14 protein-coding genes are annotated in these 15,131 nt (G+C 45.5%); 6 read left to right on the top strand and 8 right to left on the bottom strand.

Going from position 1 to position 15,131, the window contains the following annotated elements:
* Window positions 1-2: 2 nt before the first annotated feature.
* Window positions 3-770, top strand: coding sequence for a thiazole synthase (locus tag M3221_RS18825; protein WP_242235336.1), 768 nt, complete (start codon window positions 3-5; stop codon window positions 768-770).
* Complete coding sequence (locus M3221_RS18820; RefSeq protein ID WP_251273263.1) at window positions 767-1,792, top strand: ThiF family adenylyltransferase; 1,026 nt, start codon at window positions 767-769, stop codon at window positions 1,790-1,792. The genes M3221_RS18825 and M3221_RS18820 overlap by 4 nt, the downstream gene beginning before the upstream one ends.
* A gap of 104 nt (window positions 1,793-1,896) precedes the next feature.
* On the opposite strand, the gene M3221_RS18815 is transcribed toward M3221_RS18820, so the two are convergent.
* Window positions 1,897-3,306, bottom strand: a complete 1,410-nt coding sequence (locus M3221_RS18815) for a DHA2 family efflux MFS transporter permease subunit (RefSeq protein ID WP_251273262.1) — start codon at window positions 3,304-3,306, stop codon at window positions 1,897-1,899.
* Window positions 3,307-3,471: 165 nt separating this feature from the next.
* Between M3221_RS18815 and M3221_RS18810 the strand changes: the two genes are divergently transcribed.
* Window positions 3,472-3,696, top strand: coding sequence for a histidine kinase (locus M3221_RS18810; protein ID WP_251273261.1), 225 nt, complete (start codon window positions 3,472-3,474; stop codon window positions 3,694-3,696).
* Window positions 3,697-3,730: 34 nt separating this feature from the next.
* Here M3221_RS18810 and M3221_RS18805 read toward each other — a convergent pair whose 3' ends face one another.
* The 6 genes from M3221_RS18805 to M3221_RS18780 all read right to left on the bottom strand — a co-directional run bounded on the left by M3221_RS18805 (window position 3,731) and on the right by M3221_RS18780 (window position 10,751).
* Window positions 3,731-5,065, bottom strand: coding sequence for a 2-hydroxycarboxylate transporter family protein (locus tag M3221_RS18805; protein ID WP_251273260.1), 1,335 nt, complete (start codon window positions 5,063-5,065; stop codon window positions 3,731-3,733).
* 117 nt (window positions 5,066-5,182) lie between these two features.
* Complete coding sequence (locus M3221_RS18800) at window positions 5,183-5,887, bottom strand: response regulator (RefSeq protein WP_251273259.1); 705 nt, start codon at window positions 5,885-5,887, stop codon at window positions 5,183-5,185.
* Window positions 5,884-7,461: a DcuS/MalK family sensor histidine kinase gene (gene dcuS, locus M3221_RS18795; RefSeq protein ID WP_251273258.1), complete on the bottom strand. Its 1,578-nt coding sequence runs from the start codon at window positions 7,459-7,461 to the stop codon at window positions 5,884-5,886. Before dcuS ends, M3221_RS18800 begins: the two co-directional genes overlap by 4 nt.
* A complete protein-coding gene (locus M3221_RS18790; protein WP_251273257.1) occupies window positions 7,458-8,408 on the bottom strand; it encodes a bile acid:sodium symporter family protein in 951 nt (316 codons plus the stop codon). The genes dcuS and M3221_RS18790 overlap by 4 nt, the downstream gene beginning before the upstream one ends.
* Before the next feature lie 67 nt (window positions 8,409-8,475).
* On the bottom strand, window positions 8,476-9,150 hold the full coding sequence (locus M3221_RS18785) for a response regulator (RefSeq protein WP_311316152.1): 675 nt from the start codon (window positions 9,148-9,150) through the stop codon (window positions 8,476-8,478).
* Entirely contained in the window at window positions 9,147-10,751 is a 1,605-nt protein-coding gene (locus M3221_RS18780) for an ATP-binding protein (protein WP_251273256.1), read from the bottom strand. The genes M3221_RS18785 and M3221_RS18780 overlap by 4 nt, the downstream gene beginning before the upstream one ends.
* Before the next feature lie 121 nt (window positions 10,752-10,872).
* Here M3221_RS18780 and M3221_RS18775 point away from each other — a divergent pair, with 121 nt between their 5' ends.
* On the top strand, window positions 10,873-11,928 hold the full coding sequence (locus tag M3221_RS18775) for a DctP family TRAP transporter solute-binding subunit (RefSeq protein ID WP_251273255.1): 1,056 nt from the start codon (window positions 10,873-10,875) through the stop codon (window positions 11,926-11,928).
* A 132-nt stretch (window positions 11,929-12,060) separates the two neighbouring features.
* Window positions 12,061-13,326, top strand: a complete 1,266-nt coding sequence (locus M3221_RS18770) for a dicarboxylate/amino acid:cation symporter (RefSeq protein WP_242235352.1) — start codon at window positions 12,061-12,063, stop codon at window positions 13,324-13,326.
* A 27-nt stretch (window positions 13,327-13,353) separates the two neighbouring features.
* Here the strand turns inward: M3221_RS18770 and M3221_RS18765 are convergent, their stop codons facing one another.
* Window positions 13,354-13,887, bottom strand: a complete 534-nt coding sequence (locus tag M3221_RS18765; protein ID WP_251273254.1) for a GNAT family N-acetyltransferase — start codon at window positions 13,885-13,887, stop codon at window positions 13,354-13,356.
* A gap of 188 nt (window positions 13,888-14,075) precedes the next feature.
* On the opposite strand from M3221_RS18765, the gene M3221_RS18760 reads away from it, so the two are divergent.
* Complete coding sequence (locus M3221_RS18760; protein WP_251273253.1) at window positions 14,076-15,092, top strand: potassium channel family protein; 1,017 nt, start codon at window positions 14,076-14,078, stop codon at window positions 15,090-15,092.
* Window positions 15,093-15,131: the final 39 nt, after the last annotated feature.

Genomic DNA, 15,131 nt, shown 5'->3' with positions numbered 1-15,131 from the left:
ATATGTTAAAGATTGGACCTTACTCATTTGAATCCCGGCTGTTGCTCGGCACGGGCAAATTCCCTGATTTTGATATACAAAAAGCGGCGGTTGAAGCGTCTGAAACGGAAATTTTAACGTTTGCGGTACGGCGGATGAACATTTTCGAGCCGAATCAGCCGAACTTTTTAGAAAAAATTGACGTTAAAAAATATACCCTTCTGCCAAATACAGCGGGCGCCAAAACGGCGGAAGAAGCAGTACGGATCGCCAAGCTCGCGAAAGCATCCGGTTTATGTGACATGATTAAAGTAGAAGTCATTGGCTGCGACAAAACGTTGCTGCCTGACCCCGTTGAAACCCTGCGTGCATCTGAAATGCTTTTAGAAGAAGGATTTATTGTTCTTCCGTATACATCAGATGACGTACTTCTGGCCAAGCGGCTCGAAGACCTTGGATGCCATGCGATTATGCCGGGCGCATCCCCTATTGGCACCGGCCTTGGAATTGTCAATCCGCTCAATATTCATTACATTATCGAGCAGGCGAATGTACCCGTTATTGTGGATGCTGGCATCGGCACACCATCTGACGCAGCCAAAGCGATGGAGCTTGGGGCGGATGGTGTACTGCTTAACACAGCGGTTTCCGGCGCAGCGGACCCGGTTCAAATGGCCGAAGCAATGAAATACGCGGTGCTTGCCGGACGGGGCGGATTCCAGGCGGGACGGATTCCGAAAAAACTTCATGCGAACGCTTCAAGCCCGCTTGAAGGAATGAGCGTGCTTTGACGGACCGGTACTCAAGACAGGTGCTGTTTCCAGGCATTGGACGAAGCGGACAGGATTCGCTGCGGACAAAACATGTGCTGATCATTGGCGCTGGGGCTCTTGGTGCGGCTAATGCAGAAATGATTGTCCGCGCTGGTGTCGGGCAGGTAACGATTGTAGACCGGGATTACGTAGATTTTTCTAACTTACAGCGGCAGAATTTGTACACCGAGCAAGATGCTGTAGACCGGATGCCTAAAGCAGAAGCAGCGCGAAAAAGACTGGCTGAAGTTAATTCTGACGTTCACATCACCGCCCTTACCCAGGACGTCGACGCGGCCTTTTTGGAGCAGATCACAGCTCGATACCATATCGATTTGATTGTGGATGGCACCGATAATTTTGATGTGCGTTTTATCTTAAACGATGTCGCCCAAAAAAAGCGCATTCCCTGGGTGTATGGAGCTTGTGTAGCATCAGGCGGCTTATCCATGCTTATCGTACCGGGCGAAACACCCTGCCTCCACTGCTTGATGGATACGATGCCGGGAACAGGCGCCACCTGCGACACCGCTGGCATTATTTCGCCCGCTGTGCAAATGACTGCGTCTGTTCAAACGGCGGAAGCGCTCAAATGGCTTTCAGGAAACATAGAGGCACTGCGCGGAACCATTTTTTCTTTTGATTTATGGAAAAACCAATTTTCGTCGGTTGATGTGCAGCGTATGAAAAAACAAGACTGCCCTTCCTGCGGCACAGAACCTGTTTACCCGTTTTTATCGTACGAGCGGACAACCAAGTTTGCGGTTTTGTGCGGACGCGACACGGTACAAATCCGGCCAGCTGATGTAACGAAGCGAAACCTGGCCAAGCTGGCGGATCATATTAAACAAACAACCACGATTACGCACCAAAATGGCTTTTTGCTTTCTTTTCAGCAAACACCTTATACGGTTACGGCTTTCCGCGACGGCCGCGTTTTGATTCAAGGGGTGTCTTCTGTTGAAGAAAGCAAGCGGGTTTATTATCAATATTTCCAATAAAAAAAACGATCCGGAAGCCCCGGATCGTTTTTTATCTTCAATAAACAATCTCAACCCGCCAAGGATGAAAAGCCTGCTCTCTCGTTTTTCAGCTGTTCCAATAACTAGCCTCTTTTCTCAGCCAAAGCGCGTTTTTCTTTTAACAAAAACGACAGCGGCAATGCTACTACAAGCGGAACGAGCGAGTATACAAACACATCCCCTGCTGCCATCGCAGAAGAAGCGTGAGCCTCTGTTCCTTCTCCTGCATAAATCGAAGAACGAAAAGCAAGCAGAGCTGAAAACAAAGCGATAGACAAAGAAGCAATTGACTGGCGTGCCCAGTTATTGAGTGCAGAGGCATACCCGGCAATCTCCACTGGGATGGCGGACATGCCCGCATTGGTGATAGGCATATTACAAAGAGCGATTCCAAGATAGCGCACCGATGTCCAGATGATGACATAAGCGATCGTTGTCTCGATATCCAAATTCCCCATCATATAACTGCCAATAATCATAATGACGAGGCCTGATAATATAAGAGGAGCCGGGCCTGTTTTGTCATACAGCCTGCCGGTTACCGGTGTAAACAGCGCCATCACAAGCGCACCGGGCATCATAATCAGTCCTGTTTCAAGGCCCCCAAATCCAAGTGAGCTTTGGAGAAAAATCGGCACGAGAAATGCCCCTGCGTACAGCCCAATAGACATAACGGCACTAAGCAAAAGACTGTAAGCATAACGGCGGTGCGTCAGCACTTCAAAGTTCAGCAGTGGAAACTGGATACGGAGCTCGCGCCGCACAAATAAAAACAGCAAAACGAGTGCGATTCCGGCAACGCCGAGCGTTTTTGCACTCGTGAACCCCCATGATTCCCCTTCAGCAAAAGCGGTTAAAAGAAGAATACTGCCGATAAAAGACAAAAGGAGCCCGGGCAGATCAAATGGCATTTTCGCTCCTGCATCAGTCCCGGGAATAAATACCGCAGCTGCCCAGATAGCTGCCGCTGCAATCGGAAGGTTTACATAAAACAGAGCCGGCCAGCCCGCGGCATCGATAAAAAAGCCGGCCAGTACCGGGCCAAGAGCCGGAGCAAGTACAGCAGACAAACTCCATAAGCTGATACCGTATGCCTGTTTTTTTCTTTCAATCGTTTTATAAACAAGTGTCATCGTTGACGGCATAATCATGCCGCTGAATATCCCCTGCAGAATACGCAGCACAATCAAGCTTTCAATACTCCAGGCAAATACACTGATCAGTGAACAAACAAAAAAGCCAATAAGTGCAGCCAAATACACACGCTTAAAGCCAAAGCGCGCACCGAACCAGCCTGCCGCCGGCGCTACTGCTCCGGCTGCCAGCATAAATCCTGTTACCGTCCATTGTGCTGCCGGCAGATCCGCATGAAATTGATTCATAAACGCCGGGACAGCTACATTTACAGTAGAAGTATTCATCACAGCTAAAAAATTGCCGAAGAAAACCGCAAAAATAATCGACCAAAAGGGCGTCTCTTTTTTTCCTTCCACGTTCTTACACCTGATTTCTATTTATTCTGTTCCACTATTATAACAAAAAACTTCGTGTCACGAAATTTTAGGCGGACTTTTCTTTCTCTGCATTAGCTCAGCGCGGCCCGCTTTTTGGAAAAGAATATGCTACACTAAGAAAAAAGCGGAAAGGACGCGGCCAGAATGCTGAAGCGATTTGTTTTTGTCGTTCCTGTTATGGTGATTGTTTTTTCCATTGCCACCTGGATGTTAAACAAGGATTATGCAATGATTGCACGTGATACCCGCCTGCTTATTTCAGCGGGAGCGGCCCTTTTCTCCGGTGTGATTTCATTTTTCTTACTAAAAGGTGATGCAGAAGAGCTGGCTGCCGCCCACCGGGATCGCCAAAACAGAAGAAAAAAGTAAAAAACGCTTGTCTCGATTGAGACAAGCGTTTTTCTTAACCAAACATTTTCATTAGCAATGTCGCTAAAATAACCGTAGAGGCGCCGCCTAAGCGTGTTGCTACCTGCGCGAATGGCATCAGTGACATACGATTTGAAGCTGAGAGAATCGCGACGTCACCCGTTCCGCCAAGACCGCTGTGGCAGCCTGTTACGATTGCTGCATCAATTGGATGCATTTTCATGAACTTTCCGACAAAGTAGCCTGTTGCAACCATTGAAATGACAACGGCTGCACATACGATCACGTAAGCCGGTGTTACAATTTTCACTACATCCTCAAGCGGAATGTACAGCATGCCAAGACCGACCATTAAAGGCCATGTTAAGCTTGTTGAAACGAATTTGTACAAGTGATAAGCGCCTTGTTCCATTCGTGCCGGCATAACCTGAAAGATTTTTACTAACGTTGCCCCGACAATCATCAATACAGGTCCCGGAATACCAAGGAACAAGTGGGCAAAGCTTCCGAAGATAAAGAAACTGCAGGCAATTAACAGTCCCGCACCCATTAACGAGAAATCAACTGGTTTGTTAATCGTTGTTTCTGAGGAGATCTGGTCCCCTTCTTTTGATTTAACAAGGACACCGTTTCCTGTTAATTCAGGTTTTTTCTCTCCAAGACGCATCATAAGGCCGGCACATACAACGGCGACGATATTTCCGATTACTGCTGCAGGGATCATTTGAGAAACAAATGATTCAGCTGCACCGCCAGAAATTTGCGCGTAAGCAAGCGACAACGGCAGAATACCTTCGCCAATACCGCCGCCAATAATTGGCACAACAATGTAAAAGAACGTATGCTTAATGCTGTAGCCAAACAACATGCCGACAAGGCAGCCTGCCACAACAGATGCCAGCGTCCCTAATACAAGCGGGATAAACATGCGTGTAAACCCTTGGATCAATACTTTGCGGTTCATCCCAAGAATACTTCCGGCAACAAGCACCGAAATATATAAATATAAAAAGTTCGATGTTTTCATAAGCGTTGTAACAGCTTCTGTTGCGCTAGGGTTAATTAAATCAAAGAAAACTAAAATAGATGGAACAAGAAGTGCTAAAATGGCTGGACCGCCAATGTCTTTTAAAATGGGAATTTTCATTCCAAGGTCGCCCATCAGCATACCCATAATCATAATAACGGCAAACCCGCCAATCATGTCCGGCGGCAGCTGATTGTATACAGACGCTGCATAAATCACAGCAGCCAGCACCACATAAAGCGGCAGTGGAACTGGTCCTACAGTAATACTATTTAATTTTTGAAAAAAAGATGGCTTTTGCTCGTTTGAAGGAAACGTTTCCAATTTTCGTTCTGCTCCCATGGTGATAACCTCCTGTTTGTTTCTTGCTTCATCTTATCCGGAATTAAAGCGTTATCATAGATTATTTATTTTTTTAAATTGTTTTTTAATTAAAAAAAGTAAGCAGTTTTAAACTGCTTACAGAAAGTTTTTCATTATATACTCCTTGGAAAAGTTGCGTGTATGCTGATAAACCGGGCGTCCTACCGTGCCATAAACCACCCTTACATCAAGCACTTCGATATCTGCGAGAAACTTTAAATACTTGCGTGCAGACACACCGGAAATGCCAACTCTTTTAACAATGTCTTCTGTTGAAAAAGCATCCTCTATTTTTTGAATCTCTTCCCACACTTGATTGAGTGTAGCTTTCGTCAGCCCTTTTGGAATATCCTTCGGCATATCCTGTTCTCCCCTGCCAAGCAGCTGGCGGTCCAATTCTTCCTGGCTGACCTGGCGAGATTGTGTCATAAATGCTCGTTTATCACGATATTCTTTTAATGCTTCTTCAAACCGGTCAAATTGAAACGGTTTAATTAAATAATCAACTGCGCCATAGCGAATCGCTTTTTGTACCCGTTCCATATCGGAAGCAGCAGATATGACGATTACATCTATTTCTTTTTCCTTTTCCCTTACATACGTAAGCAATGATAATCCGTGTGGACCCGGCATGAAAATATCGAGCAGAATAAGATCAATTTCCTGGTTTTCTATAACCGAAATAGCTTCTTCCACGGTTCCAGCCGATGCGGCTAGTGAAAACCCGCTGATGCTTTCTACATACTTTGCGTGCAGAGCAGCCACCCGCTGTTCGTCTTCTACTAATAAAACGCGTATCATGCTTTCCTTTCCTCTCCTTTCTCCTGGAATGGTATATAAACGGTTAATTTTGTTCCTTTGCCTGGTTCTGATAACAAATCAAACTCACCGTCCCGCTGGGCAAGAATATCTTGCACTAGTGACAGCCCAATCCCGCGGCCGGCTCCTTTCGTCGAAAACCCTTTTTCAAATAAGAGATGCTGTTTTTCTTCTTCAATGCCGGTACCGGAGTCGGCGACTTCGACTGTTAGAATATCATCTCCATAGCTGAACGCAACATGAATGATTTTTTTCCGGCTTTTTTGTACCGCGTCGATCGCATTATCAATTAAATTGCCAACGACCGTAATCAAATCATGTGTAAGCGCTGGATCTTCCGGCTGCGGAATCGGAAAATCGCTTTTCAGGTGCAAAGAAGCACCTGATTCACGCGCATAGCTTAGCTTGCCGACGAGAAAGCCGGCCAGTACCGGATCTTTTATTTTTTCTGTCATCATTTGAATCTCATTGCTTTTAAAATCAACCGTCTCTTGAATAAACAAGGCAAGCTCCTCGTATGACTTCATTTGAACCATTCCCAGGATTACATGAAGCTTGTTCATGAATTCATGTGTCTGCGCCCGAAGTGCGTCTGCGTATAAACGAACCCCTGTCAGCTGCTCCGCCAGCAGTTTCACTTCTGTTTTATCACGGTATGTAGCAACTGCTCCGGCAAGCATTCCATCCACGTGAATCGGTACGCTGTTTACGAGAAGCTCAACCCCATTGATCCGCTGCTCCCTGTCAATTTCCTGCTGCTCTGTTTCCATTACGCGCTGCAGAGAATGAAGCGGAATCGATTCTGTTTTCCCCTCTTTAAAAAGGGACATGGCTGCCCTGTTCATGAGCGTAATCGTCGAATCGCGGTCCACTGCAATAATGCCTTCATGCACGGATTGAAGGATGGCATCACGTTCTTCAACGAGCCGGGCAATCGCAAAAGGCTCCAGGCCAAGCAGCACTTTTTTGATGTAACGAGCCAGCAGTACAGCGCCGAGAACACCAGCCAAAATACCAGCAGCTGTTCCTGCCAGAATATTGTTTCGGCTGCTGGCAACCGCATTTTGAACACTTTCCAATGAAATGCCGACGGCCACTGCCCCAACTTGTTTCCCATCTTGATCGAAGACAGGGGTAAACGAGCGGACAGAGGGTCCCAGTGTCCCTTCAGCTGTAGACACATATTCCTCACCGGCGAGTACATGTTCCTCATCACCACCGGTAAAAGGCTGGCCGATTTTATCGGGGTCTGGATGCGACTTGCGTACCCCATTCATATCCATGACAACAACAAACTGAACACCGGTTTCCCTGCGAATATCGCTAGCAAAGGCTTGAATGTCCTCTTCACTTCGTGCGCCTGTAAGCGCCTGAGCGACAAGCGGCGTATGCGCCACCATGCGCGATGCACTTTGCGCTTTTTCTGCTTGTCCTGCTTCAACCGAATCGGTAACGGTTTTTGTAACTAAAATATCTGTGACAAGCAGAGAAAAAGCAACGACTGCACAAACAAAAGCAATAATAACGGTCTGCAGCTTCCATCTTCCTTTTCTCATGCCCTGACCTCCCTAGGGTATGCTCTTTTAAGCAGAAACCCATGAAATGCCGCGAGCATTTGCTGAAAGAGCATGCATACCACAACCGGCACTGCTGCCTGCGGCGGAAAAAAATTAACGGCGATGACGGCACCTGCGCTGATATTGCGCATACCGCCTGTGTAAATAAGCGTCACGATGGTTTCATGCGGCTGTCTGCACGCCACGGCAAGGGCCCAGGAAAGCAGATAACCGCACAACACGACAAATAAAATAGTCGTGAGAATCTGAATAAATTTCAAATCAATATCACGTAAATAAGGGGCGACCACAGCACTGTTAATCGCAATAACAAGTGGAAGCGACAACTTTGAAAAAGGGGACAGCGTCTGGCTGATCCGGCTTGCTTTTTCTGATTTTACCCACTCGTTCACGAGCATGCCAAGCAAAGACGGCAGTACAATCATCCAAAACAGCCCGCTCATCATCTCGAAAACATCCATTTCCACTTTACTTCCGGCCAGCACAGACATGCTGAACGGCACGATAATGGGTGACAGAATCGTATCAAGTAAAATAATCACAAGCGCAAGCGGTACGCTGCCCCGGTACATCGTTACCCAGATTACACTTGTAATTCCGGTCGGAATCACAAGCGCAAGTGTAAAGCCTGTAACAATCAGCGGATCATCAGGAAATAAAAGATGTCCGGCCGTCCAGGCAAACAGCGGCGTAATCATGTGAAGAATCACAAGCGCTAGAAAAACAGGAAACGGATGAGTCATCGTACGATGCAGCATCCGAAAATTTGAATTTAAACTGCCGGTAAACGTCATAAAAGCAAAGACCCATGGCACAATAAAAACCCATGAGTGAATCCATTCCGCTAATAAAACGCCGGCAAGAACACTCACAGGTGTTAAAAGCGGCATCCACCGCGTTAAAAATATGTTCATCGCTCGAAGCATACAAAGGAACTCCATTCTTTTTGTTTGCTTCTATTGTATCATTATGAAAAGAATTCGGCGCATCAGGTTATGCCAGCTTATAACGGTTGATAGGCCGGCCAATCACGCCGTATTGAATATCAATTTTCACCTTTCCGCTTTTCTCTAAATAATCTAAGTAGCGGCGCACGGTAACCCGGGCAGCACCCACTCCTTCTGCGACTTCTTCCGCTGACAAAGGCTTGTCCGTTTTCTGCAAGTGCGAAACAATTTTTTGCAATGTAACAGCATTCAGTCCTTTCGGAAGCTGCTCCGCTTCATCCGGTCCGCCTGCTTTTTGAAACAAAAGGCTGTCAAGCTCTTCCTGGCTGATTCTTCCTTTTTCACTTAATCGATTTTGCACAGATTGATAATGTTCAAGTGCCTGCTTCATCCGCTCAAATTTAAACGGCTTCATAATATAATCAAATGCGCCGTGCTGGATCACCTGGCGGACGGTATCTATATCACTTGCGGCCGTGATCACAATTACGTCTACTTGAATGTTTTCCTGCCGCAGTAAATGAAGCGTCTCTAGCCCGCCCATTAACGGCATATATAAATCAATAATAATAAGATCCGGAGACAAGCGGCGGATCAGCTCCATTCCTTCTCTTCCGTTGCCCGCAATGCCGATTACCTCAAATCCGTCTACTTTGTTGATAAACTCCTTGTTTACTTCTTGAACCATTAAATCATCTTCAATAAGCAGCACCTTGATCACATTTCAGTCCCCCTATCCTTTTTTGGGTTCATTGGAAATACAAGAGAAAAAGTTGTTCCTTCACCCGGCGCAGACTCAATATGAATGCGCCCACTTCCTTTAGCGGTGATTTCGCTCACTAAATGCAGGCCAATCCCTCTTCCTGTATGCGCTTTCGTTGAAAAACCCTGTTTAAAGATGAATGGCTGATCTTCTTCCTTGATCCCCGACCCGTTGTCTTCAACTAAAAGCGAAACAATATCACTTGTTTGCTGAATACTTACATAAATTTCATTGTCTTCTTTAGGATCTTCAAACGAGTCAAAAGCATTTTCAATCAAATTGCCAAGTATGAGTACAAAATCATGATGATCCATGTGGGGCGGAAACGTATGCAGTGAGCTGTTTCGGTCAATGGTCACCTGAACCCCAAGTTCTTTTCCCCGGCTTACTTTGCTGAGCAGCAGCCCCGACACGCTGTCATCGCGGATGTTCTTTGTTAAAAAACGGGTTAATTCTTCCTGCTCCTCCGATACTTGAAACACATATTCCAGCGCTTTTTCCCGGTTCCCGAGCTGAATCAAGCCGGCAATCGTGTGAAGCTTGTTCATATGCTCATGGTTTTGCACACGGAGGGCACTCACAAAAGCCTTCACTCCGGTCAGCTCTTCCGCAAGCTTTGTGACCTGTGTTCGATCCTGGAAGATGGCAATGGCCCCAACGGTAACTTTTTTTACCCGAATGGGAATCCGATTGGAGACAATGACTCTATCGCTTATATGCAGCTGCTTATTTAAAATAGGACGGTCCAGCATAAGAATTTCCGGCAAGTAGGTATCCGGAAGCACGTCCCTGATCTTGCGGCCAATCACTTCTCCACTGATACCAAGCATTTCTTTTGCTTTATGATTAAAGATAGTAATCTGTTCATCCCTGTCAATTGCGATGATTCCTTCATGCATCGCATTGAATGCTTCGGTTCTTTCCACAACGAGCTGTGCAATTTCATGCGGCTCAAGCTGAAACATCTGCCGCTTGATGTCCCTTGCCATCATATACGCTCCCCACAGGGCAATAAACAATGCGATACCAGTCGCAATGAATATCTCTTTTTTTACAGACAGCAGCATATCTACAATTTCTGGCAGTTTGTATCCTGCGATTACAACGCCAACTTGATTGTGTGATGCATCCATGATTGGCACAAAGGCCCGGATCATCGTACCCGTTTCACCTTTTCCTCTTGATACATATGCATGCTCAGCAAAAGCAGGCCCTTCATCTTCCCCTTCCGATACCTTACCAATCTGGCTGTTGATCGGATGAGTAAGCCTGATACGGTTCATGTTTAAAATAACGATATAATCCGCTCCATTAATTACCCGCAGTTCTTCCACTGCCTCCACCGCTTCTTCCGTGACACTGCCCGACGAAGCGAGTTCGCCCGGTACACCAGGCAGTTCAGCGACTGTGCGTGCCGTTAAAATGGCCCGGTCCCGCAGCTCGCTCTCTCTCGTCTGAAGATAATTGCCGGTTAGGGCAATGCCAAGTGCAAAAAAAGAGAAAAGAAGTATAAATATGATCAGCCCTGTTATTTTCCACTGAATTGGAATACGCACCATTCATAACGCCGCCATTCTAAAAGATTCTCGTGTATATGTATTTTACCATGTTAAAGAAAACAAACCGGACGGTCAAAACGTGATATGATAAGAAAAAAGATGTTTAAAACAGGTGGTGCCTATGGCCAAATACATCAGCTTCTGCCTTTTTACTCTCCTTATACTGACCGGCTATTATTTTTACCAATACAATGAAGCCGCCAAAACACAATTGCTTTCATATGATGATGAACAGGAAAAGCTCGGGACAAGCATTACGATTCGCTTTTCGCATGTAGTAGCGGAAAACACGCCAAAAGGATTGACAGTTCGGAAATTTGCCGATCTTGTAGAAGAAAAAACAAAAGGCCAGGTGAAAGTTGAAATTTATCCGAACGGTATTCTTTATTCGGATGATAATGAATATGAAGCGCTGCAAAACGGAAAAGTAGAAATGATAGCGGCTTCATTCCCGAAGCTGATTGATACCGTTCCCCAATGGAAGGTACTCGATCTTCCGTTTATTTTCAAGCGTGAAAGCCAGGCGGAAGCGGTATTTACCGGACAAACGAGCAAAGAGCTTCTTTCGATGATCCAGGATCCGCAGGTGAAGGGGCTTAGCTTTTGGGTGAACGGATTTAAGCAGATGACCAGCAGCCAAAATGCGCTGCTTGAGCCGGATGATTTTCGCGGCCAGACATTTCGTGTAATGCCAGGTCCAATTATCGCGGAACAGTTTCGTCTTTTGGAAGCCGATACTGCCGTCATGCCGTTCAACGATGTGTATCAGGCGCTTGAATCCGGACAAATTGACGGGCAGGAAAACACGATTTCCAATATTTATTCTAAACGACTTTATAAAGTACAAAGGCATCTGACGATCAGCAACCACGGCTATCTTGGTTACGCAGTCATGATTAATCAGGAATTTTGGGACGAGCTTCCAAAGGAAATTCAGGAAAAGATCACGGAAGCCATGAACGAAACGACCGAGTGGAACATGAAAAAAGCAGGCCAGATGAATGCGGAGCAGCTCGAAGAAATTAAGCGGACTTCTCCGATTACTATTCATTTCTTGACAGCCGAACAGCAGAAAAAGTGGCTTCGTCTTTTCAACCCTTTGTATCAACAGGTTGAAAACGAAGTCGGCTCTGACTTAATCAAACGAATTCAATTTCCTCCTGATGAAGAACGCTGAATAAGCGTTCTTTTTTTGACCAAAAAGACCAAAAAAACCATTAAAACCAAAAATATTTATTCCTGTTGGAGTCTGATATGATTCTATCAAGGAAATGAAAACGCTATCAAATTTATTAAAGGAGGTTTTCATATGAAGAAAGCGTTAAATAACTTAACGGTTCGTGTTATCATCGGTATTCTTCTAGGGATCGCAGTAGGCTTGGCTTTTCCTGCTTTCGGGGAGCAGCTGAAAGTACTGGCGGACATTTTTATTAAAATGATTAAAATGGTCATCGCACCGATTATCTTCCTCACAGTTGTCATTGGAATCGGCAGCATGGGTGATTTAAAGAAAGTTGGCCGGATCGGCGGAAAAGCCCTTTTGTATTTTGAAATCGTAACCACTTTTGCTTTAGCAATCGGTATCTTAGTCGTCAACCTTCTTCAGCCGGGTTCAGGTTTTAATACTGGTTCTGTAGATGGCGGTGATATTTCTGAATATACAAAAGGAGCAGAAGAATCCAGTCACAGCTTTATGGATTTTGTTCTTGGAATCGTGCCTGACAATGCAATGGCTGCTCTTGCAGGCGGCGAATTGCTGCCAATCTTGTTCTTTGCGATTTTCTTCGGCCTTTCACTGGCCGCTCTTGGAGAGCGCGGCAAACCGGTTGTAGACTTGTTTGAACGCTTAACAGATATTTTCTTTGGAATCGTCAACATGATTATGAAGGTTTCTCCAATCGCTGCATTCGGAGCGATGGCTTACACAATTGGAAAATTTGGACTTGGCTCCCTCGTGTCACTTGGCCAGCTGATGCTGGGTGTATACATTACATGTGCTCTTTTCGTTATCGTCATCTTAGGCGGTATTGCCAAATTCTACGGATTCAACATTTTTAAATTTATCGCGTATATTAAAGAGGAAATTTTACTTGTTCTTGGAACATCTTCTTCTGAATCTGCCCTGCCAAAGCTAATGAAAAAGCTTGAAGATTACGGCTGTTCAAAGCCGGTTGTCGGGCTGGTTGTGCCGACTGGCTACTCGTTTAACCTGGATGGCACTTCAATCTATCTTTCTATGGCCGCGATCTTTATCGCCCAGGCTTACGGAGTAGATTTAACGATTTGGCAGGAGCTGACACTGCTTGGCGTATTGATGCTGACTTCTAAAGGCGCGGCCGGCGTAACAGGCTCTGGATTTATTACACTAGCCGCTACACTGGCAGCTTTCCCAATGATTCCGGTGGAAGGAATCGCCCTTCTTCTTGGTGTAGACCGCTTTATGTCTGAAGCACGCGCTATTACAAACTTAATCGGAAATGGCGTAGCAACGGTTGTAGTATCTAAGATGGAAAATGAATTTCATCCGCCGGCTGACCTTACTATAACACCGCCGCCAAATAAAATGATCAATTAAAAAAGCGGGGCCCTCTGGCTCCGCTTTTTATTTTTTATATTCCAACAGCCAGCAATTATGGTATTTTCCTTCGTGCCATTCCCGCTCTGGCAGCAGCTTCACTTTCCGGAACCCGCATTTTTCATAGCAGCGGATCGCCCGCACATTCCATTCCTGCGGATCCATTACCACTTTTTGTGCCTGTTTCGTATGGATCAAATGCTCTACTAGTGCTTTAACAAGCACTTTGCCAACACCCTTGTTCCAATAATGTACTTCTCCGATCATCTGGTCTGTTCCATAAACCACTTCATCTGCTTCATAGCCATATAACACTCTTTCTTCTTCTCCAAGTGGATAATATTGAATGTAACCGATCTCATTTTGATCAAATTCAATGATGCCGCGAACCAGTCCCTCTTCGTCTGTGTAAAATTCTTTTCGGACTTTTTCCGCATCAAACGGGTTGTCTCTGCCTTCGTAAAATTCCAGTACGACCGGATCTGATAACCATTTAACAAGCCGGCCTTCATCTCTATCTTTCAGCTTTCGGACAGACAGCTTTCCTTTTCGAAACAGCATATTCTTACCCTCCCGCTTTCATGGATTATGTTCAAAATACCGGCAATTGGCCGAAATGTAAATCGGTTAATAGACCGAATTTGGAGGAATGCCCTCGATTATTGGCGAAATAAACGATTTATAGTATGCCGTCCTATTTCCACTCGTATCTTATACAGAAGATTTATTCTGAAAGGAGGAACCTGCAGATGATTTTTTTTCGAAGACTTTTCTTTAAAGCCATGCACATGAGCAGCTGGACACTTTTTTTCGCCACCATGTCCCTTGTGCTGTTCAGCAGCTTTTTTATGTATTATATAGAACCTGAAACGTTCACTTCCCCTTTTGACGGACTATGGTGGACGATGACAACCGTTGCGACAGTCGGCTACGGTGACTTATCGCCAGTATCTGTTTATGGAAAGATTTTTGCCATGCTGCTGTACGTATTCGGCATTGGCCTCATGACCGTATTGATCGGAAAAGCCATTGACACACTTAGTGCGCGAAAACGCTTGAAGGAGGAAGGACGATTGACGATTACACGTGAACAGCACATTATATTGATTAATTGGACGAACCGGGCACGGATTACTTTACTAGAACTGCTCGACACCTTTCCCGACATCTGCATCATTATTATGGATGAAACAGAAGCGAAAACGCCTTTCCTCCATGAACGTGTCGATTTTGTTAAAGGGGCTCCAGCTTCTGAGCAAACGCTTCGGCAGGCAAACTTTTTAAAAGCTAAATCCATTATGATTTTTTCACCGGATCATGCGCCGAACGCTTCGACGGCTGACGGCCTGACTCTATTGATCGCTTCAAGTATTGAAGCTGCTGCTCAAAGACAGGAGCAAAATGTGTACACAATTTGCGAAGTGGCGGATTCAGCTAACCTGCCCGCTTTTTCACATGCAAATGTAGAAGAGTTTATTACGCCAAATGATACAGCAGCTCATTTAGCTGCACGTTCCATTTTGTTTAACGGATCCAGTGAGATTATCCGTCAGTTAACATGCAGTGATGGATACGATCTTTACCGGATTGAAAATACATTTGGTTGGCAGACGTATCGTGAAGCTAAGCAGGCGTTAGATGAAAAAGGGATCCTTCTTGTCGCCAGCCGCCACGACCTCTCTATTATGGAAAAACTGGACGAGTATATTCCTCAACATGCTCCATTATTTATCATCTGCAATGAACAAGCGTATCACAGGCTTTAAGAAAAATATTTTCCCTAAACCAGTTTTCTCCTTCCCTCC

Origin of the sequence: Domibacillus indicus (assembly GCF_023715895.1) — a bacterium.
GTDB lineage: Bacteria > Bacillota > Bacilli > Bacillales > Domibacillaceae > Domibacillus > Domibacillus indicus_A.
The sequence above is the reverse complement of the archived record's forward strand: the minus strand, read 5'-3'. Positions and strand labels throughout refer to the sequence as shown.

Coding starts and splice junctions, on each gene's coding strand:
- M3221_RS18810 (WP_251273261.1), top strand. CDS start 3,472: ATGCTGAAGCGATTTGTTTTTGTCGTTCCTGTTATGGTGATTGTTTTT.
- M3221_RS18790 (WP_251273257.1), bottom strand. CDS start 8,408: ATGCTTCGAGCGATGAACATATTTTTAACGCGGTGGATGCCGCTTTTA.
- M3221_RS18770 (WP_242235352.1), top strand. CDS start 12,061: ATGAAGAAAGCGTTAAATAACTTAACGGTTCGTGTTATCATCGGTATT.
- M3221_RS18800 (WP_251273259.1), bottom strand. CDS start 5,887: ATGATACGCGTTTTATTAGTAGAAGACGAACAGCGGGTGGCTGCTCTG.
- M3221_RS18775 (WP_251273255.1), top strand. CDS start 10,873: ATGGCCAAATACATCAGCTTCTGCCTTTTTACTCTCCTTATACTGACC.
- M3221_RS18760 (WP_251273253.1), top strand. CDS start 14,076: ATGATTTTTTTTCGAAGACTTTTCTTTAAAGCCATGCACATGAGCAGC.
- M3221_RS18805 (WP_251273260.1), bottom strand. CDS start 5,065: ATGGGAGCAGAACGAAAATTGGAAACGTTTCCTTCAAACGAGCAAAAG.
- M3221_RS18825 (WP_242235336.1), top strand. CDS start 3: ATGTTAAAGATTGGACCTTACTCATTTGAATCCCGGCTGTTGCTCGGC.
- M3221_RS18765 (WP_251273254.1), bottom strand. CDS start 13,887: ATGCTGTTTCGAAAAGGAAAGCTGTCTGTCCGAAAGCTGAAAGATAGA.
- dcuS (WP_251273258.1), bottom strand. CDS start 7,461: ATGAGAAAAGGAAGATGGAAGCTGCAGACCGTTATTATTGCTTTTGTT.
- M3221_RS18780 (WP_251273256.1), bottom strand. CDS start 10,751: ATGGTGCGTATTCCAATTCAGTGGAAAATAACAGGGCTGATCATATTT.